Origin of the sequence: Peteryoungia algae (genome assembly GCF_030369675.1) — a bacterium.
Classification (GTDB): domain Bacteria; phylum Pseudomonadota; class Alphaproteobacteria; order Rhizobiales; family Rhizobiaceae; genus Allorhizobium; species Allorhizobium algae.
The window spans coordinates 399,469-422,623 of the sequence record NZ_CP128477.1 but is presented as its reverse complement, the minus strand read 5'-3'; the positions used below and the strand labels follow the sequence as shown (position 1 = coordinate 422,623).

Annotated in this window: 18 protein-coding genes; 13 read left to right on the top strand and 5 right to left on the bottom strand. The window is 62.5% G+C overall.

The features are described from left to right. The first annotated feature begins 140 nt into the window (after nucleotides 1-140). Complete coding sequence (locus QTL56_RS02150) at nucleotides 141-2,204, top strand: putative bifunctional diguanylate cyclase/phosphodiesterase (protein ID WP_245137151.1); 2,064 nt, start codon at nucleotides 141-143, stop codon at nucleotides 2,202-2,204. 74 nt (nucleotides 2,205-2,278) lie between these two features. On the opposite strand, the gene parC is transcribed toward QTL56_RS02150, so the two are convergent. After that, nucleotides 2,279-4,555 (bottom strand): DNA topoisomerase IV subunit A, encoded by a 2,277-nt coding sequence (gene parC / locus QTL56_RS02145; RefSeq protein WP_245137152.1) that lies wholly within the window; start codon nucleotides 4,553-4,555, stop codon nucleotides 2,279-2,281. Between the two features lie 206 nt (nucleotides 4,556-4,761). Between parC and QTL56_RS02140 the strand changes: the two genes are divergently transcribed. Continuing rightward, nucleotides 4,762-5,958 carry an aq_1923 C-terminal domain gene (locus tag QTL56_RS02140; protein ID WP_245137153.1) on the top strand — a complete coding sequence of 399 codons (1,197 nt, stop codon included), beginning with the start codon at nucleotides 4,762-4,764 and terminating at the stop codon, nucleotides 5,956-5,958. Nucleotides 5,959-6,082: 124 nt separating this feature from the next. Here QTL56_RS02140 and aspS read toward each other — a convergent pair whose 3' ends face one another. The 3 genes from aspS to QTL56_RS02125 form a co-directional block, all read right to left on the bottom strand. Beyond that, a complete protein-coding gene (gene aspS, locus QTL56_RS02135) occupies nucleotides 6,083-7,873 on the bottom strand; it encodes an aspartate--tRNA ligase (protein ID WP_245137154.1) in 1,791 nt (596 codons plus the stop codon). Between the two features lie 164 nt (nucleotides 7,874-8,037). After that, nucleotides 8,038-8,838: an endonuclease/exonuclease/phosphatase family protein gene (locus tag QTL56_RS02130; protein WP_245137155.1), complete on the bottom strand. Its 801-nt coding sequence runs from the start codon at nucleotides 8,836-8,838 to the stop codon at nucleotides 8,038-8,040. Between the two features lie 60 nt (nucleotides 8,839-8,898). Continuing rightward, nucleotides 8,899-9,507 (bottom strand): TetR/AcrR family transcriptional regulator, encoded by a 609-nt coding sequence (locus QTL56_RS02125; RefSeq protein WP_245137156.1) that lies wholly within the window; start codon nucleotides 9,505-9,507, stop codon nucleotides 8,899-8,901. Nucleotides 9,508-9,606: 99 nt separating this feature from the next. On the opposite strand from QTL56_RS02125, the gene QTL56_RS02120 reads away from it, so the two are divergent. The 11 genes from QTL56_RS02120 to QTL56_RS02070 all read left to right on the top strand — a co-directional run bounded on the left by QTL56_RS02120 (nucleotide 9,607) and on the right by QTL56_RS02070 (nucleotide 21,561). Continuing rightward, nucleotides 9,607-10,038, top strand: coding sequence for an ABA4-like family protein (locus QTL56_RS02120; protein ID WP_245137157.1), 432 nt, complete (start codon nucleotides 9,607-9,609; stop codon nucleotides 10,036-10,038). A gap of 3 nt (nucleotides 10,039-10,041) precedes the next feature. Beyond that, entirely contained in the window at nucleotides 10,042-10,887 is an 846-nt protein-coding gene (locus QTL56_RS02115) for a hypothetical protein (protein WP_245137158.1), read from the top strand. 130 nt (nucleotides 10,888-11,017) lie between these two features. After that, complete coding sequence (locus tag QTL56_RS02110; protein WP_229575875.1) at nucleotides 11,018-12,256, top strand: MFS transporter; 1,239 nt, start codon at nucleotides 11,018-11,020, stop codon at nucleotides 12,254-12,256. 98 nt (nucleotides 12,257-12,354) lie between these two features. Continuing rightward, nucleotides 12,355-13,764 carry a multicopper oxidase family protein gene (locus QTL56_RS02105; RefSeq protein ID WP_245137159.1) on the top strand — a complete coding sequence of 470 codons (1,410 nt, stop codon included), beginning with the start codon at nucleotides 12,355-12,357 and terminating at the stop codon, nucleotides 13,762-13,764. Nucleotide 13,765: 1 nt separating this feature from the next. Next, on the top strand, nucleotides 13,766-14,653 hold the full coding sequence (locus QTL56_RS02100; protein WP_245137160.1) for an MBL fold metallo-hydrolase: 888 nt from the start codon (nucleotides 13,766-13,768) through the stop codon (nucleotides 14,651-14,653). A 115-nt stretch (nucleotides 14,654-14,768) separates the two neighbouring features. After that, a complete protein-coding gene (rnd, locus tag QTL56_RS02095; RefSeq protein WP_229575872.1) occupies nucleotides 14,769-15,914 on the top strand; it encodes a ribonuclease D in 1,146 nt (381 codons plus the stop codon). A gap of 3 nt (nucleotides 15,915-15,917) precedes the next feature. Next, complete coding sequence (locus tag QTL56_RS02090; protein ID WP_245137161.1) at nucleotides 15,918-16,415, top strand: GNAT family N-acetyltransferase; 498 nt, start codon at nucleotides 15,918-15,920, stop codon at nucleotides 16,413-16,415. A gap of 9 nt (nucleotides 16,416-16,424) precedes the next feature. Then, nucleotides 16,425-17,402: a small ribosomal subunit Rsm22 family protein gene (locus QTL56_RS02085; RefSeq protein ID WP_245137162.1), complete on the top strand. Its 978-nt coding sequence runs from the start codon at nucleotides 16,425-16,427 to the stop codon at nucleotides 17,400-17,402. Then, nucleotides 17,399-18,409, top strand: coding sequence for a DUF2891 domain-containing protein (locus tag QTL56_RS02080; RefSeq protein WP_245137163.1), 1,011 nt, complete (start codon nucleotides 17,399-17,401; stop codon nucleotides 18,407-18,409). The genes QTL56_RS02085 and QTL56_RS02080 overlap by 4 nt, the downstream gene beginning before the upstream one ends. Further along, entirely contained in the window at nucleotides 18,409-20,094 is a 1,686-nt protein-coding gene (gene lhpI, locus QTL56_RS02075) for a cis-3-hydroxy-L-proline dehydratase (RefSeq protein ID WP_245137202.1), read from the top strand. The genes QTL56_RS02080 and lhpI overlap by 1 nt, the downstream gene beginning before the upstream one ends. 108 nt (nucleotides 20,095-20,202) lie before the next feature. Continuing rightward, a complete protein-coding gene (locus QTL56_RS02070) occupies nucleotides 20,203-21,561 on the top strand; it encodes an esterase-like activity of phytase family protein (RefSeq protein ID WP_245137164.1) in 1,359 nt (452 codons plus the stop codon). A 69-nt stretch (nucleotides 21,562-21,630) separates the two neighbouring features. Here the strand turns inward: QTL56_RS02070 and ppx are convergent, their stop codons facing one another. Then, a complete protein-coding gene (gene ppx / locus QTL56_RS02065; protein ID WP_229575866.1) occupies nucleotides 21,631-23,151 on the bottom strand; it encodes an exopolyphosphatase in 1,521 nt (506 codons plus the stop codon). Nucleotides 23,152-23,155: the final 4 nt, after the last annotated feature.

The following is a 23,155-nucleotide window of genomic DNA, read 5'->3' as shown; positions in this document are numbered from 1 at the left end:
CTGATATTAATTCTTCGTAAACCATAATCGCAGAAGCCAGTAAGTGCACTCCGAATTAAGTCAGACATTAAAACATAGTTAATACGTGAGACGGATGGTGTAGCACGGCGCCAGATGTTTGCGCCAACGATGGAGTCGTGATGGATCGGGTCATCAAGAGCCCAGTGCGCGGTTGTCGCGACGAAAATTTGCTGGCTCAGGCCGCGCCGCAGTCCGGCGGAAGCCGGTCCGGTCCTCCGGTCTACAGCCCGCCGGCGGTCGACTCCAAGACACTGACTGCGCCGGCCCTGAAGGCGCTATACCAAGTACATCGCAGTTCGACGCAGCTGCGCCAAACGCGGCAAGGACTCTGGCTCGCGGCTCTCGTATACCTGCTTTTCGGCGCCGCCGATGCGCTCCTTATACCCGACGTTGCGTTCCAGACTGTGATCGCGCGCGTGGTCGTCGCCGTATCCGCACTTGCAGTGGTCGAAGTCTTGGTTACGCGACGCGTGGACCTTCGCTGGGTAGATCTGAGCTGTGCTGCGACCGTCGTCATGGGCTATCTAGCCTGGCTGGTCCCCTCGACCCATACAATGGCAGAGGACGCTTTCCGTTACTACATGCTCTTCGGCACGATCTTCATGATGAGTGCCAACCTCTTCTTCAACCTCGTCTTCCGCATGTCGGTTCTGACTTCACTAACCATTTTTGTCATATTTCTGATCAGCATGTTTTATGCGCCGGCGCTCTCGTTCGCTCAAAGCGCGGTGATCATTCTGTTCTACGCTTCATGTTTCCTGTTCACGTCCTACGTAAATTGGAAGCTCAACGAAGAGCGATACAACGTCTTCCTCAATGCTATCGAAGCCGCGCATCAACACGACGAAGCCGAGAAGCGGGGCGTCGCGCTGGAGCGTCTCTCGAACACGGACTACCTGACCGGCCTGGAAAACCGCCGTGCGGTCGACAAGCGATTGCGCGACCACTGGAACGACTGGCAGACCGAGGGCAAGGCCTTCGCGGCCATTCTCGTCGATGTCGACTTCTTCAAAAAATACAATGACTTCTATGGTCACCAATCCGGCGACCGGTGCCTCATCCTCGTGGCGAACGTCTTGAGCGAGACGCTGAAGCCGCTCAACGCCTCCGTTGGGCGGTACGGCGGCGAAGAGTTCATCGTCTTGTCGCGCGTGACCGGCCGGGACCAGGTCATGGCGCTCGGCGAAATCATCCGCAGTGCCGTCGAGGGTCTGCATCTCGTACACGACCAGCGACGCGACGGGCAGGCTTTCGTCACCGTCAGTGTGGGTGCATCCTATACCCGCCCCCAGACCGGGCCCAAGCTGGAGCGCATCATCAACGAAGCAGACCGGGCGCTCTACTCCGCCAAGGCGAACGGTCGCAACTGTATCCGGCTCTTCAATCCGAACGATCCGCTGACCAGCGACGATAACGAGAACATCGCAGCCACGCTGCGCATGGCAATCAAGAACGACCTCGTGAACCTGGTCTACCAACCGATCCAGAACCTGAAGACCGGCCGTGTCGAAGCGGTGGAATCGCTGATGCGGATGAAGATGATTGATGGAACGCCGCTCTCGCCGGCGCAGTTCATTCCGGTCGCCGAACGCACGGGCGCCATCCTCGACCTCGGCCTATGGGCGATCCGGCGCGCCTGCACCGAGGTGCTGGCGACAGGCGTCGCACCGATGGCGAGCGTCAACGTGTCGGCCATCCAGCTCAAGTCGCGCGGCTTTGCTCTGGCCGTTTCGACCATTCTCGAAGAAACCCGCGTTGCCGGATCGCAACTCGCTTTCGAGATCACTGAAGGCATCGACATGGAGGGGCAGTCGGATGTCATCCGCTGCATCACCGACTTGCAGGCGCTCGGCATCCGGATCTGGCTCGATGATTTCGGCACGGGTTTCGCGGGCCTTTCCTGGCTCAGGCTCTTCCCCTTCGACACGGTCAAGATCGACCGTTCCTTCCTTCAGGATGCGCGCCGGCCTGCCGGCCGCGCCATGCTGGAAGACATCATCCGCCTCATCCGCAATCGCGGCCTGAAGATCCTGATCGAGGGCCTGGAAACCGCCGACCATGTCGAGTTGATGCACGAACTCGGCATCGAACTCGGACAGGGCTACTTTCTCGGCCGCCCGGCGCCGATCGATGAAGTGCGGATCAAGCCCTTTCCACGACTGGCGAGCGTCGGCGGTCGCTGACCCCCGAAACAATCGCCCACAAAAAAGCCGGCCCCCAGGGACCGGCTTTTTTTTTCGTCTCATATCCAGGGATATCAGCCAGAGAACTTGCCGCTGCGCGGGAAGCCCTTCGGAACCAGACGTCCGGCCGTTGCGCGTTCGCCGAGCCATTCGACCAGCTCGTCCTTCGTCTTGGTGAAGGTGCGGCCGGCGCTGTCGGCCCAGGTCAGGCCGTCTGCGATCGCAAAGCACTTCACGTCGGAAATGCCGCCATCCTTGTAGCGCTGCAGGCGGACACCCTTCCCTCGGGTCATTTCCGGAATCTGGACGAGCGGGAAGACGAGCAGCTTGCGGTTTTCGCCGACCACGGCCAGATGGTCGCCGCTGACCGGCACCACGAGCTTGGCCTCGTCCGGCATGCCGACATTCATCACCTGCTTGCCCTTGCGTGTGTTGGCGATAACCTCGCCTTCCGGCACGATGAATCCGTTGCCGGCGGTTGAGACGAGGATCAGCTTGCGGCTGGCGTCATGCACGAAGGCGGTGAGGACATCCTGATCGTTTTCCATGTCGACCATGATTCGCAAGGGCTCGCCATGGCCGCGGCCACCCGGCAGCTTGTCGCCGCCCAGCGTATAGACCTTGCCGCCCGTTGTGACGATCAGGATCTTGTCGGTCGTCTGGGCCGGGAAAGCCACCTTCAGCGCATCGCCTTCCTTGAAGGTCAGCGCTGACGTGTCGGCGATGTGGCCCTTGAGGGCGCGGATCCAGCCCTTCTCCGAGATGACGACAGTGATCGGTTCCTTTTCGATCATCGCCTGCTGGATCGCCTCGACATCCGCACTCGGGGCGTCGGAGAAAACGGTGCGGCGGCGGCCGAGCTCGGTCGCCTTCGCATATTTCTTCTTCACCTCGCCGATTTCCCAGGCGACCGTCTGCCATTGCTTGTCCGAGGAGGCGAGAAGGGATTCGATCTCCGCCTTTTCAGCGGAGAGCGCGTCATGCTCCTTGCGGATCTCGAATTCCTCGAGCTTGCGCAGGTTGCGCAGGCGCATGTTGAGGATGGCTTCCGCCTGATTGTCGGTCAGATCCCATTTGGCGATCAGGACAGGCTTTGGCTCGTCCTCCTCGCGGATGATGCGGATCACCTCGTCGAGATTGAGATAGGCGATCAGCAGGCCGCCGAGGATCTCGAGGCGGCGGTCGATTGCGGCCAGGCGGAACTTCGACCGGCGGACGAGCACGTCCTTGCGGTGGTCCAGCCATTCGGTCAGCACCTCGTTGAGGGCCATGACCTTGGGCACCTTGCCCTGCGACAGCACATTCATGTTGAGCGGAATGCGGCTCTCGAGCTCGGTGAGCTTGAACAGCGATTCCATCAGCAGCGTGGCGTCGACCGTGCGGCTCTTCGGCACGAGGACAAGGCGTACGTCTTCCGCACTTTCGTCGCGCACGTCTTCGAGCAGCGGCAGGCGGCGAGCAATCAGGAGTTCGGCGATCTTCTCGATCAGGCGCGACTTCTGCACCTGGAAGGGGATCTGCGTGACGATGATCTGATAGCCACCACGGCCGAGATCCTCGATTTCCCACTTGGCACGCACCCGGAAGCCGCCGCGTCCGGTACGATAGGTCTCGAGCATCGAGGCACGGCTCTCGATGATCACACCGCCGGTCGGGAAGTCTGGCCCCTCAATGCCACCGCGCTCCGGATGCTCCGGATCGGCAAACAGATCCTCGACGGAGGCGCCGGGGCTCTTGATGAGGTAGAGGGCAGCATCACAAAGCTCATGGGCGTTGTGCGGCGGGATCGAGGTCGCCATGCCCACCGCAATGCCGGTCGCACCGTTTGCGAGAAGGTTCGGGAAGGCGCCCGGAAGAACCGTCGGCTCGTCGTCTTCCTCGTTGTAGGTCGGACGGAAGTCGACGGCGTCCTGATCTATGCCTTCGAGAAGCAGGGCCGCGACATCCGTCATGCGGGCTTCGGTGTAACGATAGGCTGCAGCACTGTCGCCGTCGATATTGCCGAAGTTCCCCTGCCCGTCCACGACCGGATAGCGCTGCGAGAAGTCCTGAGCCAGGCGCACCAGAGCGTCATAGACCGACTGGTCACCATGCGGGTGGAACTTACCGATGACGTCACCGACGATACGGGCACATTTCTTGAAGGCCGAGTTCGGCCTGATGCCCATCTCGCTCATCGCGTGGATGATACGGCGATGCACCGGTTTCAGTCCGTCGCGGACGTCCGGCAGAGCGCGGTGCATGATCGTCGACAAGGCGTAGGCGAGATAGCGCTCTTCGAGCGCCGCCTTCAGGTCAACCGGAAGAATGTTGTCGCCACCCTCTTCGGGCGGAAGCTGATTTGTCCCCATGGGTCTCCCCTAGCGGAGAAGACCCGGAACGGCAAGGAAACCGGGGATTCTGCCTGTGGATTAAGGGGCTGTGACCGTCATCACGCCACAATCGGCACGCACCGGTCTATGGCGAAAACCGGTGGACGTTTTTTCAATCCCCCTTATAAATATCGCCGACCTTTTGGGCACGTCAAACGCTGCCAAAATCAACAGAGGACCTCGTCATGACCTTGTACCGTTCCACCCGAATTCTGCTTGCGGGCGCGGCGCTCTGCGCTTTCACCAACCCCGCGCTCGCGCTGGACGGACAGGATTTGCTCAAGAAGATCAATGCCTCCTTCGCCACCGGCGGTACGAGCATCACTGCGGACAGCATCGAGGTCGACGGCACCGACGTGATCCTCAAGGGCCTGAAGCTCGGCGTTGACGGCCCCACGGCTGGAAAGCCCCTGGCACTTGAGGAAGTGACGCTCCAGGGTGTCAGCGAGGAAGAAGGCGGCTCCTACTACATCGAGCGCGTTGAATTTCCCGAGGTCAATGTCACCGAGGAGAAATCCACGCTCAAGGTTCAGGACCTCTACCTCTCCGGCGTCTATGTGCCCGGCGACACCAGTGCCGAAGGTATCGATTCGCTGATGTTTTACGAAGAGGCACACAGTGGCCCGGTAGACGTCACCGCAGACGGCAAGCCCGTCTTTTCCCTGTCGGAAGCCGTGGGCACGATGGGCCTGTCCGAGGATGAAAGCACCATTACCTTCGAGGGGACTGTCACCGGCGTGAAGGCCGATCTTGGCGCGGTCGAAGACCCGAAGGCCCGGGAAACGATCGAAGCGCTCGGCCTGACCAGCCTCGACGGCAACATGAACCTGTCCGGCAGCTGGGAAGTCGAAAGCGGCACGATCGACATCGAGGATTATTCGATCGATTTTGCCAATGTCGGCAAGCTCAGCCTCGCCTTCTCGATGTCCGGCTACACGCTTGAGCTCGTCAAGCAGATGCAGGAACAGGCCCGCATGATGCAGGCACAGCCGCAGAACGAACAGGCCCAGCAGGCCGCCGGTCTCGCCATGCTCGGGCTCGTGCAACAGATGTCGCTTGTCGATGCCCAGATCCGCTTCGAGGATGCGGGGATCACCAAGCGCGGCTTCGACTATGCCGGCAAGAGCCAGGGGACCGATGGCGCGACGATGGCGCAGATGGTCAAGGGCATGGTCCCGATCCTGCTCGCCCAGGCCAAGCTCGGTGCGCTGCAGAACGAGGTCTCGGCTGCCGTCAACACCTATATCGACGATCCGAAGGCACTCACCATTGCCGCCGCTCCGGCCAATCCGATTGCGTTCCCGATGATCATGGGTGCGGCCATGGGCGCGCCGGAGACCATTCCCAGCCTGATCGGGCTCAAGGTCACCGCAAACGACTGATTGCCTCGGCGTTCAAGACAAGAGCCCGGTTGCGAAAGCAGCCGGGCTTTTGCATGTCCCGAGACACAACAAAAAAGGCCGGGATCACTCCCGGCCTTCGTCATCTCCAGATACCCGGACCCGATTAGTCCTTTTTCGGCTGCGGCACGACACGCAGCGCCAGATCGCGCAGCTGTGCGGGCGTCGCCGGCGACGGGGCGTTCATCAGCAAGTCCTGGGCCTGCTGGTTCATCGGGAAGATCGAAATTTCGCGCAGGTTCTTCGCGCCGACCAGCAACATGACCACGCGGTCGATGCCGAAGGCGCAGCCGCCATGCGGAGGGGCGCCATACTGGAAGGCACGGTACATGCCGCCGAAGCGTTCCTCGACATCGCTCTGCGACAGGCCGACCTTTTCGAAGGCCTTGACCATCAGCTCCGGCGACTGGTTACGGATCGAACCAGAGGCGATTTCGAAGCCGTTGCAGACCGCGTCATACTGATAGGCCTTGAGCGACAGAGGATCCTGGCTTTCCAGCGCTTCCAGACCACCCTGCGGCATGGAGAACGGGTTGTGGGCGAAGTCGATCTTCTTTTCGTCCTCGTTGTATTCGTAGAACGGGAAGTCGACGATCCAGCACATTTCGAAACGATCACGGTCGATGAGGTTCAACTCCTCGCCGGCGCGCGTGCGGGCTTCACCGGCAAACTTGTAGAACTTGGCCGGATCGCCGGCGACGAAGAAGGCGGCGTCGCCCGGCTCGAGGCCCAGCTGCTGGCGGATTGCTTCGGTACGTTCTTCGCCGATGTTCTTGGCAAGCGGGCCGGAGCCGGCAATCTTGCCGTCCTCTTCCTTCCAGAAGATGTAGCCGAGGCCCGGCTGGCCCTGCCCTTGCGCCCAGGCGTTCATGCGGTCGCAGAATGCGCGGCTGCCGCCGGTCTTGGCGGGGATTGCCCAGATCTCGACCTTCGGGTTGGACGCGATCATGCCGGCGAAGACCTTGAAGCCGGAATCGCGGAAATGGTCGGTGACGCCTTCCATGACGATCGGGTTGCGCAGGTCCGGCTTGTCGGAGCCGTATTTGCGGATCGCGACGTCATAGGGAATGCGCGGCCATTCCTTGGTGACCGGCTTGCCTTCGGCGAACTGCTCGAAGACGGAGGTCATCATCGGCTCCATCGTGCCCCAGATGTCTTCCTGGGTAACGAAGCTCATCTCGACGTCGAGCTGGTAGAACTCGCCCGGCAGGCGGTCGGCGCGCGGGTCTTCGTCGCGGAAGCAGGGTGCGATCTGGAAATAGCGGTCGAAGCCGGCGACCATCAGCAACTGCTTGTACTGCTGCGGTGCCTGGGGCAGCGCGAAGAACTTGCCTTCGTGGATGCGGCTCGGCACGAGGAAGTCACGCGCGCCTTCCGGCGAAGAGGCCGTCAGGATCGGGGTCGAGTATTCGGCAAAACCGGCAGCGGCCATACCCGTGCGCATCGAGGAGATGATCTGGGTGCGCTTGACGATGTTCTTGTGCAGGGTTTCACGACGCAGGTCGAGGAAGCGGTACTTCAGGCGCACATCCTCGGGATAGTCCGGCTCGCCGAAGACCGGCAGCGGAAGTTCCTTGGCAGCCGAGAGAACCTCGATCTCCTGGGCATAAAGCTCGATCTCGCCGGTCGGCATGTTCTTGTTGACCGTTTCGTCTGTCCGGGCCTTGACGCGGCCGTCGATGCGGATCACCCATTCGCCGCGCACCATTTCGGCCGCCTTGAAGGCCGGGCTGTCCGGATCAGCCACGACCTGGGTGATGCCATAATGATCGCGCAGGTCGATGAAGAGCACGCCGCCATGGTCGCGGACACGGTGAACCCAGCCGGAGAGTCGGACGGTCTGCCCGACATCGGACTTGCGAAGAGCGGCACAGGTGTGGCTGCGGTAAGGATGCATGGTCAAGTTTCCCGAATGTGACGGACGCCAGGGCACCATCATGAGAGGCGCGCGACCGATAGAAAATCGGGCGGAAAAGCGCATGACCCGCCTGATTTGTCAAGGCTGGAGGCTTGGGGCTTCGCTCCTCGCGTCAATTGACGCAATTCACACCTGAGAACCAATCAGATCGTCAGCACCAGCGGGCAGTGGTCTGAAACCTCTGGATCGAATACGACGGAAAAGTCCGAAACCGCGACGTGTTCATTGACCAGCATGTAGTCGGCGAACCTGCCCGGCTTCGCATAATGAGATGTGCGCGTGCCTGGAAACCCTCTCGTGGTGACGAGGTCCGCAAGTCCGAGCGTGCCGAGTATCTCGAAGGTCTCGCTGTTCGGCTCGATGTTGAAATCTCCGCATACGATCAGTCCATCCTCCGGCTCAGACACATGGGCGACCAGTTCCGCCAGTCGTTCGGCCTGCAGCCTGCGGTCGGGCGTGTCACTCTTGCCGTTCAGATCGCGAAGCCCGTGCATGTGGGCGATGCACAGGAACCGGTCCTGTTCGTAGTCGTAGACGCGAACGGCATGCGCGCTTCTTGATCTCGGGTGCTCTCCATAACCATGCGGCGAAAATGCCTTATGGACGAAGCCTTGAACCTGCGCGGTCACCGGGAGGGCGCTGTGGACAAAGGTCGCCAGTCCCCATTGGGACGGCACCGCGCGTTCTCCATCCCAAAGCGTTCCTTGTGCTGCCGGACAGAACACGGACACATGATCGGGAAGCACGCGGGCGACATCACGAAAAAAGTTCGCCCGCTGCGGCAGAATGTGGTCGCCGTCTCGATAGGTCAGCCACTCCGACTCTGCAGCAGGACTGTGCGTGACCTCCTGCAGACAGAGGATATCGGGCGATACGTCCTTGACGTATGCCGTCAGTTCTTGATGCAGCTTTCCGCCCCAGCCGTTGAGGCACATTATCTTCATCCCGTTCCGCTTCCTGTTCGTTGCCGGAGAACCGTGTGTTGCGTGAGGCGTTCGCGCCCTTCACTCCGGTAACAACACACTTGCCAGATCCAGCGGCGCCGCAAACGGCTCACAGCCGGTGCCGCCGCCGCCGCCCTGCTGAAGCTTGCCGTCGATCATCAGATGCGCATGGCCGTGGATCTGTGACCAGACGAGTTGCTCGACGGCCGCCCTGCCCTCAGGTGTATCCAGCTTCATGCGTTTCGCAACCGGAACCGAGATTTCCACCAGGACCGCATGGGCGGCACTGGCAGTCGGGCCGATGGCCGGATCGTCCCAGTCAAGCCGGCTGGCCGTGAACATCAGCCTGAAGAGATGCGGCCGGGACGAGGCAAAGGCGAGGTAGCCGCGGGAGGCTGCACGCAACTGCCCTGCCGGATCATCGGGCGCCACCGCCATGGCCGAGCGCATCGAGGCTGCAAACTGACGAAATCCCTCGACGGCAAAGGCCGTCATCAGGTGGCGCAGCGACGGAAAATGATGTTCGGGAGCCGCATGGGACACGCCGACACGCGCGGCCAGCTTGCGCAGCGTCAGGCCTTCCAGGCCATGCTCTTCGAGCATGGTGAGCCCGGTGTCGATGAGAGCCTGGCGCAGATCGCCATGGTGATAGGATTTTTGTCTCGCCATGCCCCTTCATAACCGCTCGAAACCGCGCCGTCAAAATCAATCTTGACATTGCCAAGTTATCCCGCATGCTAATCTTGTCACCGTCAAGATGAGGCTCCCATGTCCCCCGACACCGTGTTTTCGACCACCAGCAGCACTGCCATGGCCGGCTGGCTCCTGCTCATTCTGGCACCCCGCTGGCCCGCCCTCATCGGGTTCATCCGATGCGGACTGATCGGCGCGCTATCGCTCACCTATGCCGTCCTGATCTTCGTCTATTTCTTCCGCGTCGAGGGCGGCGGCTTCGGCTCGATTGCCGAGGTGCGGACCCTGTTCCTGGACGATCCGGTGCTGGTCGCAGGCTGGGTCCACTACCTCGCCTTCGACCTGTTCATCGGCACCTGGATCGCCGTCGAGGCCGACAGGCGCGGCTACAACCGGCTGCTGCAGGCGCCGATGCTGGTCGCGACCTTCATGTTCGGCCCGCTCGGCCTCCTGCTGTTCTTCATCACCCGCGCCAGCGAAATGGCGCTCACCGCCCGAAAGGCCTGATTGATGACCATGCTCTTCCATGACAGCCTGGCGCTCGCCCCGGCGCAGAACTTCGTGGCGGCCGAGCGCCGCACCCGCAGCCTGCTGATCGTCGGCATTGGCCTGCAGGTGGCACTGGCGCTGCCGAGCCTCACCGCGTTCTTTGTCGACGATCGACTGATCAACGATATCAGCGTCTGGATCAAACCCCTGAAGTTCCAGGCTTCGCTGGTCTTGATGCTCGGAACGCTGCTGGTTCTCCTGCCGCTGATTGACGTTCGGACCCGCACTGGTCGCGGCGTCTGGCTTGCGAGCCTCATGGCCGTGATCACCGCCAGCGGCGAGATCTTCTACATTACGCTGCAGGCCGCCCGCGGCAGGGCCTCACATTTCAACGTCGGCAGTCCGGCCGAGGCGATCGCCTACAATGTAATGGGCGCAGGTGCTGCCCTTCTCGTATTGTCGAGCCTTGTGATCGGGCTCTACATCCTGCTGCGACCGCGTCCGGACGCACCCATCGGCCTGCGCCTCGGTGGCGGCTGGGGGCTCGTGCTCGGCAGTGTGGCGACACTCTTCACCGCCTTCGCGCTCGGCAGCGGGCAGATCGACGGCCCGGGGCACTGGGTCGGCGGCGTCAGGACGGATCTCGGCGGGCTGCCGCTCTTCGGCTGGTCGCGCAGCGGGGGCGATCTGCGTGTGCCGCATTTCTTCGCCACCCACATCATGCAGGCACTGCCGCTCCTCGGCCTCAGTCTCGACCGGTTCGCAGCACGTTTCGCCAGACCTGGCATCGTCATCGGCGCGCTCGTCTGTCTTGCCGTCGTGGGTGCCACCTTCATCCAGGCCGTGCAGGGCTACCCCCTGCTTTGAAGGTAACCAATGCAGGTGGGCGGCAAGCGTGGATTTTGACCTGTTGCAAACGGCGATTCGAGGCTAGGAATGCGGTCTGCCACGGCACAGACTCACATCACACGCCCTCGCCGCGGCCCGCAGGCCCTTCATGCACGATATCCGCCCCCTCATCCCTCTCCTTCTCACCGCCGGCATCCTGATCGGCGGCAACGGTCTGCAGGGCACATTCATCTCGCTTCGCGGCATCGAGGAAGGTTTCAGCACCTCGGTCATCGGCATGGTCGGCACGGGCTATTTCATCGGCTTCGTGCTCGGCTGCGTCTACATCACCAAGATCATGCGGGCGATCGGCCACATCCGCGCCTTCTCGGCGCTTGCGGCCATCGCCTCGGCAGCCTCGATCATGATGGTGCTGATGATCGACCCGATCTCCTGGTTCCTCATGCGCCTCGTGCAAGGCCTCTGTTTTTCCGGCCTCTTCGCAGTCGTCGAAAGCTGGCTCAACGCCCGCGTCACCAATGCCACGCGGGCGCGCACGCTTTCCGTCTACCGCTTCGTCGATCTCGGCTCGGTAACGGCGGCACAGTACATGATCCCGCTCTTCGGTGTCAGCGGCATCGATCTTTTCGCCATCATCGCCATGGCCCTCTCGCTGTCGCTCGTGCCGATCTCGTTCGCCGACAAGTCGAGCCCTGCACCGCCCAAGGACGTCAAGTTCGACATCAAGGTCCTGTGGTCCGTGTCGCCACTCGCGACCGTCGGCTGCATCGTCATCGGGCTCACCAATTCGAGCTTCCGCTCGCTCGGGCCGATCTATGCCGATGGCATCGGCATGTCGGTGACCTCGATCGCGAGCTTCATGAGCATCGGCATCTTCGCCGGCATCGTGCTGCAATATCCGCTCGGCCATTATTCCGACAAGCTGGATCGCCGTGTCATCATTCTTGTTTCGACGATCGGGGCCTTGTTCGCCTCGATCTTCCTCGCTTTCCTCGCGGGAGAGAGCGACGTCGCCAATTTCATCGGCATTTTCGCCTTCGGCGCCTTTGCACTGCCGCTTTATTCACTCTGCTCGGCTCATGCCAACGACCATGCGGCACCGGGTCAACATGCCCTGGTGTCCGCCGGCACGCTGTTCTTCTGGTCGGTCGGCGCGGTCGTCGGACCACTCTTCGCCTCCTTCCTGATGGACGCGTTCGGGCCGCATGCGCTGTTCACCTATGTGATCGTCGTCTTAACCTTCTTCGCCGCCTACACGCTTGCCCGTATCCGGGCGCGCGAAGCCGTGCCGACCGAAGAGCGGCGGATGCGCTTCCGCAGCCTGCTGCGCACCTCGACATTCTTCAGCAAGCTTGCAACGCCACCGAACGAAAAGGATGGCGGTTGAGCCGGCCCTGCCTTGGCTGCGACAGCATGACCAAACGTCGCTATTGCTGATCAGACACCTCAACTTTATGAGATGGGTGACCAGCGAGAGTTCCGACCGTGACCATTGTTACCAGACGCACCCTTCTGAAATCTGCCGCCGTGCTCGGTGCCTATGGTACCGGTCTTGCTGTGATGCCGCGCCTCACGCGGGCCTTTTCGGCCCCCGATCCAGTCGAGATCGAAGCCCTGAGCGGCAACGTTCTGCTCGACGGCAAGCAGGCTACGCGCGGCGTCATGCGATATGCACTGGCCGGGCAAACCAGCGCAGACCCTTCCCCGCCGATCCTGCGGGCCCGGCGCGGCAAAGCTTTTGCGGCCAGGCTCATCAACCGGCTCGATGAGCCGACGACCATTCACTGGCACGGTGTGCGTCTGCCCAACGATCAGGATGGCGTACCTTTCGTCACCCAGCCTTATGTCTATACCGGCGACAGCTTCGACTATGCCTTCGCGCCTCCGGATGCGGGCACGTTCTGGTACCATCCACATTGCAACACGCTGACCCAGATGGGGCGCGGACTTGCCGGCGTGCTGGTGGTCGAGGATGACAGGGACCCCGCCTTCGACGGCGAAGTGGTGCTGAACCTCCGGGATTTCCGGCTCGGCGACGACAGCCAGTTCATCGAACAGTTCAAGCCGCGCGATGCAGCCAAGACCGGAACCTTCGGAACACTCCGCACCGCCAACTGGCAGACCGAACCGCGCTATGACGTGCCAGCCGGAGGGCTGGTGCGGGTCCGTATCCTCGCCGCCGACGTAACGCGCATCTACAATCTCAAGCTCGCAGGCGCCGAGGCGCAGATCATCGCGGTCGACGGGCATCCGGTGCCGGAGCGCATGGCGCTCGACATGGCCGTCGTCTCGCCCGGCCAGCGGCTCGATCTCGCAGTCCGGGTTGCTGACAGCGAGGGCGGCGAGATGGTACTGGAGGACATCCGCCCCTCGACGCCGAAGGTGGTGGCACGGTTTCGTGCCGTCGGCGCGTCACTGAAACGCGATCTCGGCGATCTCGGGCCGCTCGCCGAAAATGCCGGGGTGGAGGCGGACCTTTCCAGCGCCACCCCGATCCCGCTGCTGCTCAGTGCCACCGCCGAGAATGCGGCGCGCGAATCGATCTGCGGCTCGATCGGCTATTCCTTCTGGGCGATCAACAAGGTGCCCTATCCGGGCGACACACCCGATCCGACCGCGCCAATCGCGGAGCTGAAGCTCGGCCAGACCTATCTGCTCAATGTCGAGAACGTCACGCCGCATGCCCATCCGATCCATCTGCATGGCATGAACTTCAAGGCTCTCGCCTCGAACAAGCGGCCGGTGCAGCCGCTCGTGTCGGACACCTATCTTGTGCTACCGGATGAAAAGGTCCAGCTTGCGCTGGTGGCCGACAATCCCGGTGACTGGGTCTTCCACTGCCACATCATCGAACACCAGAAGACCGGCATGACCGGCTATTTCCGAGTGACATGACATGAGCCTTTCCGAGACGATGCGTATCCACGAGCCCTATCCGGGGCTCTTTGCCTATTATGACGGGCGCATCGACGGAAAGCGGCTGCATTCGGACAAGCCCAACTGGCTTGATGACGGCGCCTACAGCCTCGGTGTTGCGAGCTATGCGATCGTCTCGGGAACGGACGCGATCGTCTATGACACCCATATCTCCTTCGACCACGCGCGCGCCATCCGCAGCCATCTCTATGGCCTGGGCGTAACCAGCATCCGGGTCGTGCTCAGCCATTGGCACACGGATCATGTGGCGGGCAGTGCCGGTTTCATCGATTGTCCGATCCTGTCGAACAAGTTGACGCGCAACACCCTGATCGAGAAACGCCAAGTGCTTGTCACCAAGGATCCGCCGATCAATCCGGTCATCATGCCGACCGATGTTTTCGAGGGTGAAATGGTGCTCGAGCTTGGAGAGATCACGGTCAGGTTGATGCAGTTCGATATTCACAGTGCCGATGGCACTGTCCTGCTTCTGCCGCATCTTGGCGTGCTGCTCGCCGGCGACACGCTGGAAGACACTGTCACCTATATTTCCGAACCGGAGCATACCGCGCGGCACATCGCCGAACTCGACCGGCTGGCCATGCTCGACGTCAGCCACATCCTGCCCAATCACGGCGACGAGCAGGTGATCGCATCCGGCGGCTATCCACCGTCGCTGATAACTGCAACGCGAGACTATCTCACGCGGCTGATGTCCCGTCTTGACGATCCCAACCTTAAGGACGAGGGGCTGGAAAGCTTCATTGCGCCTGAGCTCGAAGCGGGGACGCTCACCTATTTCGCGCCCTATAAGGCCGTCCACAGCCAGAACATTGCGGTTCTGAAGGGCGCATCCCCCGACGAATAAGGGGACATTGGCCATGCGAGGCCCGCTGCGGCCTGCTTTCCCCGCTGTTCATATTGACAAGGAAGGCCAGAAGGGAAACTAAGGTTGATCCTGTAGTTTCCATGACCGAGACGAAATGATCGATACCACTGCCGCGCTCGAAGAGGCCTGCCGCCTTCTCGCCCAATCCGATTTCATCACGATCGACACGGAATTCCTCCGCGAAACGACCTTCTGGCCGGAACTCTGCCTCATCCAGATGGCAAGCCCGGAGCATGAATACATCGTCGATCCCATGGCCAAGGGCATGGACCTCAAGCCCTTCTTCGAACTGATGGCGAATACCGCCGTGGTGAAGGTCTTCCATGCGGCCCGCCAGGACATCGAAATCATCTTCCATTTGGGCGACCTGCTCCCGCACCCGATCTTCGACACCCAGGTCGCGGCCATGGTCTGCGGCTTCGGCGACTCGGTCTCCTACGACCAGCTCGTGCAGAAGGTGAAAAACGTCCATATCGACAAGACCTCGCGCTTCACCGACTGGAGCCGCCGTCCTCTGTCCGAAAAGCAGCTCGACTATGCGCTGGCCGATGTCACCCATCTGCGCGATGTCTATCTGAAGCTGAAGGGCCAGCTGGAAGCCGAAGGCCGGGCCGAATGGCTGACCGAGGAAATGGCGATCCTCGAGTCCCGCGAGACCTATGACCTGCCGCCCGAACAGGCCTGGCAACGGCTCAAGATGCGCCTGCGCAAGCCGACCGAACTTGCGGTCATGCAATATGTCGCCGCCTGGCGGGAGCGCGAGGCGCGCGCCCGCAACGTGCCGCGCTCGCGCGTCTTGAAGGACGATGCAATTTACGAAATCGCCCAACAGCAGCCGAAGGATACCGAGGCTCTGGGTCGCCTGCGCACCATTCCAAAAGGTTGGGAGCGGTCGAGTTCCGGGGCTGCCATCATCGAACAGGTCAATACGGCACTCGCTCTTCCCAAGGCGGACATGCCGCATCTGCAGCGTCATGCGCATGCGCCCGAGGGCACGCAGTCGGCTGTCGAACTGTTGAAAGTCCTGCTCCGCCTGACCTCGGAAAAGCACGGCGTCGCCTCCAAGGTGATCGCCAACAGCGAAGACCTGGAAAAGATCGCAGCCGAAGGCGAGAAGGCCGAAGTGGCGGCCCTCCAGGGCTGGCGCAAGGAACTGTTCGGCGATCTGGCGCTGAAGCTGATCTCCGGCGGTGTCGGCCTTCGCTTCGTCGACAAGCGCGTCGAAGCGGTGGAGTTCTGATCCATGGCGGCGCTATCCCTGCGCCGTGCAACGGAGGCAGACATCCCGTTCATCATGGAGACCGAGCGCAAGCCCGGCTATGATCAGTTTATCGGGCGCTACAGTCTCGACGAACACCAGGCTCAGCTTCCGGACCCCGCCTTCGCCTATCTGATCGGCGAGGACGCGGAAGGCGCATCCCTCGGCTTCGTCATTCTGATGGATCTCGGGCACCGTGACGGCAATGCCTGTGTCAAGCGCATCGCCGTGGCCAGTCCGGAGAAAGGGGTGGGCACGCCCTTGCTGGCCGGTGCTGTCGACTTTGCCTTCCTCGAAACCAATACGCATCGCCTCTGGCTCGACGTTGTGCGCGAAAACCTTCGGGCGCAGGCGGTGTACCGCAGAAACGGCTTCATCCATGAAGGCGTGATGCGAGAGGCGGGTCTCCTGCCGGATGGCAGCCGCTGCGACTTTTTCATGATGTCCATTCTCCGCCCGGAATGGGCGGCGCGACGCGGCTGAGCTGTCCTCATGGAGCTTCCCGCCCCCCTCCGCTCGGCCGTCGACCAGATGCTATCAGGCGAGCCACTGGACAAGCTTGCCAAGGCGAGCGCCCAGCTGTCTGATCGATATCGGCGCGAAGTGCGTGACGGGCGCTTCCATATTGATGATGCGCTGGCCGCCAAGGGCTATCTCGCGACCCGCCTGCCTGCCACGTTCGCCGCGGTCCGCGCGGCCCTGGCCATGGTCGAGGATGCGGCACCGGAGTTTGCCCCGGAGACACTCATCGATCTCGGTTGCGGACCCGGCACAGCACTCTGGGCGGCGGCCGACACCTGGTCGAGCCTCGGCTCTGCCGAGATGGTGGAAGCCAGCGGCGCGATCCGCAGCGTCGGCGAGAAACTTGCCGCCTCCGGCACCGTGACCAGCCACTGGCAGTCGGGCGACGTTACCGGCAAGATCCCAACGCTCGATCATGCCGATCTCGTGACGCTCGCCTACGTCCTGGACGAACTTCCGCCCGCAAGCATCGCATCTGTCACAGAAAGGCTCTGGACCCTCACGAGGGGTATGCTCGTCGTGATCGAACCGGGCACACCGGCCGGCTGGCAGCGTATTCTCGCGGTTCGTGACAAGCTGCGCACACTCGGAGCCCATCTTGTGGCCCCTTGCATGCATTCTCACGACTGTCCGATCGTGGCACCGGACTGGTGCCATTTCTCAAGGCGGGTGGCACGCTCGCGGGTGCATCGTCTGGCCAAGGGCGCCGAAGTGCCGTGGGAGGACGAGAAATACATCTTCATCGCCGCCTCGCGCGAGCCTGTGATCATCCGCGGTGACCGCGTGCTGTCTCCGCCGCGCGTCAATGGCGGCGTCGGCCGCGTGAAGCTCTGTCGCACCGACGGGACGGCTTCCGAACTCACGCTCAGCAAACGCGACGGGGACGCCTTCAAGGAAATCCGTCGGGCCGACTGGGGCGACCGGCTCGAACTCGGAGACAAGGGATGACCACGCGGCTGACACCCCAGCTTGCCTCCCGCCTTGCCGCGATCGCGCTCGGCCATGTCACCCGCGAATATCCCAACCACATCCTGCACGGGCTTGAAGGACCTGATGACGCCCGGACGCCGTCCGAACTCCATCCGGTCTTCTATGGCAGCTATGACTGGCATTCCTGCGTGCACGGCTACTGGATGCTGGCGCGGCTGCTGCGGCTTTATCCCGACATGCCAGAGGCGCAGGCGATCCGGTACCTCTTTGGCGCGATGCTCGTCCCCGACAGGGTCGCCGGCGAGGGCGCCTATTTCGACCGGCCGATGGCACGCGGTTACGAGCGTCCCTATGGCTGGGGCTGGTTGCTGAAGCTTGCCGCCGAGTTGCAGGGCCACGAGGATCCCGCCTGGGGTGCTGCGCTGTCGCCGCTGACGGAGCGGATCGTCCAGCGCTTTCGCGACTTCCTGCCGCTTGCCACCTATCCGGTGCGGGTGGGCACACATTACAACACAGCCTTTGCGCTGAGGCTTGCCGCCGACTTCGCCGAGACCGTCGGAGACGATACTTTCTTCGAACTGCTGCGCGCCACGGCGCAACGCTGGTACGGCTCTGACACCGCCTGCCCCGCCTGGGGCGAACCGTCGGGGGACGACTTCCTCTCGCCTGCGCTGATCGAGGCGGAATGCATGCGCCGGCTTCTGCCGGCTGCCGACTTTGCCCGCTGGTTCGACGCTTTCCTGCCTGAGATCGCAGCCAGCCAGCCGCGCACGCTGTTTGCGCCCGCCTCCGTTTCCGATCGCTCGGACGGCAAGATTGCCCATCTCGATGGATTGAACATCAGCCGCGCCTGGTGCTGGTCATCTCTGGCGAACACCCTGACGGACACGGACCCGCGCCGACCCGTGATGCGCGATGCCGTGCATCGGCATCTAACAGCAGGGATCGCGCATGTGGCCGGCGACTATATGGGTGAACACTGGCTGGCAAGTTTTGCAGTCCTGGACCTGACGGAGACGAAATGATGGGCAGCCTCCATGACACCGTCGACATCACGGGCCGCGTGCTCGTCTCCGGATCTGCCGAGGGCGAAGTGCTGTTCACCGACACGGCGCTCAGCTTTTGGGGCGGCGTCGATGCTGTGACCGGCGAGATCATCGACCGACACCATCCCTTGAGTGGTGAACGGCTGACGGGTCGCGTGCTGGCGCTGCCGACGAGCCGTGGCTCATGCACCGGCAGCGGCGTCATCCTTGAACTGATTCTCAACGGCCAGGGCCCTGCGGCGATCGTGCTCGAACATTCCGAGGCCATCATCACGCTCGGCGTCATCGTCGCAGAGGAGGTCTTCGGGCGGTCCATTCCGGTCATTGCGGTCGGCGGGCAAGCCTTTGCCGGGCTGAAGACAGCCGGGCGCATCCGGATCAGCAACGCTTTCGCCGACGTTGGCTCCAACATCGCGCTCACGGACAAAGATCAAGCCATTCTCGCGGGCGAGCGTGGCGAAGCGGCTGCCGTTGCCATGCGGATGGTGCTGAGAATGGCAGCCCTCGCGGGCGCGGCCGAACTGATCGACATCACGCGCGCCCATATCGACGGCTGCATCTATACCGGTCCCGGTGGTCTCGCCTTTGCGGAAAAACTGCGCGACCTGGGCGGGCGCGTCGTGGTGCCGACGACGCTGAATGCGATTTCGGTCGATCATCGTCGCTGGCTGGTTCAAGGCGTACCGGAAGCGCTGGGCAAACCGGCAGCGGCCGTGGCCGATGCCTATGTGGCGATGGGGGCGCAACCGACTTTCACCTGCGCACCCTATCTGCTCGACGATCGGCCCGCGCGTGACGAGCAGATCGTCTGGGCGGAATCGAATGCCGTCGTCTATGCCAACAGCGTGCTCGGCGCGCGCACGATGAAATATCCCGACTATCTCGACATCGCGATCGCGCTGACGGGCCGGGCACCCAGGGCGGGCTGTCATTTGCCGGAGGAGCGCGCGCCACGGCTCCGCGTCACCGTGCCCCCGCTTGCGAATGCGGACGACAGCCTCTGGCCGCTGATCGGCTATCTGATCGGGACCGTTTCGCCTGATGCTATCCCGCTCGTTGAGGGGCTATCGGAATACGAGCCGGATTCGGACGCGCTCAAGGCCTTCGGGGCTGCCTTCGCCACCACATCGGCAGCACCGATGATCCATATCGCGGGCGTGACACCGGAGGCATGCGAGCCTGAGACCTTTGCGGCGCTGGATTTGCAGACGATTGCACTCACTGCCGATGACCTGCTGCGTGCCTGGCACGAGTTGAACGGTGCGGATCCGGGTGCAGTGCAGCTCGTCTCGCTCGGCAATCCACATTTCTCCGCGACAGAAATGGCGGCCCTTGCCGCGCTTTGCCACGGCAGAACGCGGCATGCCCACGTGCCGCTCGTTGTGACCTGCGGGCGCGCAGAGATGGCGAAGGCAGAGGCCTCTGGTGCTGTGGCAGCGTTGCTGGCATTCGGGGTGACCCTCGTCAACGACACCTGCTGGTGCATGGTGACCGAGCCGATCATTCCGGTCGACGCCCTCACCATCATGACCAATTCCGGCAAATATGCCCATTACGGCCCCGGCCTCACCGGCCGTACCATGCGTTTCGGCAGCCTCGCGGCCTGTGTCGAGGCTGCTGTGGCAGGTGAGGACCGCGGCGACCTGCCCGCTTGGCTCGGCTAGCCTGTGGGTAACGGGTGGCGTCACTGAAACTTCACCCAACAGCAATCGGTGCGACATGAAGGCTCCTTAAGGACAGCGGCGTTTCCTCCCGTCCAACAAGGTGACGCCATGACCAAAGCCCTTCTGACATCTGCCGCCCTTTTCGTCCTCTTCGTCTCCCAGGCCTCGGCCGAGGAGAAGGCCTTCCCGGCCAAGCTCGTCAACCACGCCATTCTGCCGGCCAACACGATCATCGCAGCCCCCGCCGATGCGCCCGCCTATCTCAAGACCTCCGGCAAGTTCACGACGGCTGACCGCAGCCGCGCGGATGCGCTTGGCAGCGTTCCCGGCAAGGATGGCGTGCGCCTGACGGGCCTGTCGCTTCCCTTCGACGGCCAGCCGCTGCAGGGCTTCTCCGGCATCAAGGCCATGGAAGACGGCACCTTCTGGAGCCTCTCAGACAATGGCTTCGGCTCGAAGGCCAATTCCACCGACGCCATGCTGATGCTGCATCACCTGACCTTCGATTGGGAAGCCGGCACCGTAAACGTCGAAAAGACCCTGTTCCTCTCCGACCCGGACAAGAAGGCCCCCTTCCCGATCGCCATGGAAGGCTCGGACAAGCGCTATCTGACGGGTGCCGATTTCGACGTCGAGTCCATCCAGCCGGTCTCAGACGGTTTCTGGGTCGGCGAAGAGCTCGGCCCCTACATGCTGAAGTTCTCGGCCGAGGGCGCGCTGACCGACGTCATGTCCACGAAGGCCGGCGAGATCGAGGTCAAGTCACCCGACAATCCGACGCTCGTCGTTCCAGCCAATCCTTCCGCCAAGATGCCGGTGTTCAACCTGAAGCGTTCCGGTGGCTATGAGGGGCTTGCCATGTCGAAGGATGGCACGAAACTCTATGGCATGCTCGAAGGCCCGCTCTATCTCGAAGACGGTTCCGTGGAAAAGGCGGACGGTCTGACCGCACTGCGCATCATCGAACTTGATGCCGCCTCCAAGTCCTGGACCGGCAAGACCTGGCTCTATCCGCTGTCGGAAGGCGGCGAGGCGATCGGCGATTTCAACATGATCGATGAGACGACGGCCCTCGTCATCGAGCGCGACAATGGTGCTGGCGTGGCTGACAAGGCCTGCGCTGATCCGAAGGCACCGGCTGCCGACTGCTTCGCCGTTCCGGCCAAGCACAAGCGGATCTACAAGATCGAGATGACGGAAGAGAATGCCGGCAAGGCGGTGCGCAAGATCGGTTACATCGACCTGATGAAGATCGAAGACCCCGACAACAAGAAGCGCCACGGCGGCGGCGAAGGCTTCTACGACATGCCCTTCGTCACCATCGAGAATGTCGACGTGGTCGATCCGACCCACATCATCGTCGGCAACGACAACAACCTGCCCTTCTCGGCCGGTCGTGCGCTGGACAAGGCCGATGACAACGAGTTCGTCCTGCTCGAAGTCGGCGAATTCCTTGGCGCGAAGTAAGCGCGACGCCTGAAACGAAGAGAGCGGGCTCAAGGCCCGCTCTCACTCTGTTCGGTTCATCAATCAACCCTATTCGAAGACGAAGGCCAGGCGCTTGCCGGTGAGCTTGGCGAGCTGCATCAGGCGACCATCGAGCCGTTCCCCGGAGAACTCCTCGTAGGCTTTCGGCACGACAAATTCGAGGTCGAGATCGGCATTGTCGGATCGCCGGAATGTGAGATTGTGGACGACGCCCGGCATGGATGCCGAGAAGAGATAGACCACCCGCAACATGCCGCCAACGAGCTTTGCCCGGTCCAGCAGGCGCTCGGTCGCGATTGCCGCGAGCGGTCCGGTCTGGCCGTCGTCGTGCAGGCCTTCGAAGCGGTAATAGTTCGTGAGCGCGATGAAGGCGCGGCCCGGGTGGGTGATGCCGACGAAGGAGGAGTGGGCAATTACGTTGAGTGCCTGCAGGCCGCGATAATCGGGATGGGCACGCCAGCTGATATCGGCAAGCAGGCAGGCGGCCTGACGATAGCGGCTTTCCTCTTCCGTTTCCTCGATATCGAAGAAGGGCATCATCCGGCCCGTCCAGTCCGCGAGCTCGCGGGCATGTTCGGGCGAGCGGGCACGCAGGATCGCCAGCTCGTCGGCAGCCTCGATCAGGGGGTCGAGCGCCTGTTCCTCTTCGAGCAGCAGCGAATAGAGATAGCCCTCGCGCACACCCTGGGCTGAGAAGCAGACGCCTTTCGGTTTCATCACCTCGATCACCTCGCGCATGGCGATCGCGCCGAAGGGGATCAGGTTGCGTCGGCTCTTGGAAATGGTCGACCAGGCCGGATCACGGCTGTTCGCACCCGAGATGATCTCTTCCAGAAAGAAAGCGATCTCGTCATAGGGCAGTTCGTAGCCTTGCATCATGTGCAGCGGATATTTGCGGATCTCCATATGGAGCTTGGCGATATTGCGCCATGTGCCGCCCACGGCATAAAAGGTGCGCCCCTGCCCCTTCTTCAGCAGGGCGGCATCGCCGACGAGCTTTTTCGCCAGCGTGCGGGCCTTGGGAAGCGAACCATCGACGCTCTCCGAGAGACGCAGGCCGCCGAGCGGCATCGTGATGCCTTTGCCGAAGCCCTTGCCCTTGATGTCGATCAGTTCGAGCGACCCGCCGCCAAGGTCGCCGGCAATGCCATCCGCGTTGTGGAAGCCGCTGACGACGCCGAGAGCCGAGTATTTCGCTTCCTCCTCGCCGGTCAGTACCTGAACCTCGTGGCCGAGGATCTCTTCAGCACGGGCAATAAAATCGGGGCCGTTGGAGGCCTCGCGGGCAGCTGCGGTGGCGAGCACATACATACGAGTCGCCTGGGCCTGGTTCGAGAGCGCCCTAAACCGGCGCAGTGCCGCCAGCGCCCGCTCGACACCTTCCTCGTCCATCCGACCGGTCGTGGCCACGCCCCGGCCAAGGCCGCAAAGCACCTTCTCGTTGAAGAGAACCGTCGGCGCGCGCGAAAGCCCTTCATAGATCACGAGACGAATGGAGTTCGAGCCGATGTCGACAACGGAGACAGGGGCAATACCCGGAAGGCGCCCCTGCGCTTCAGATCTTGTCATGAGG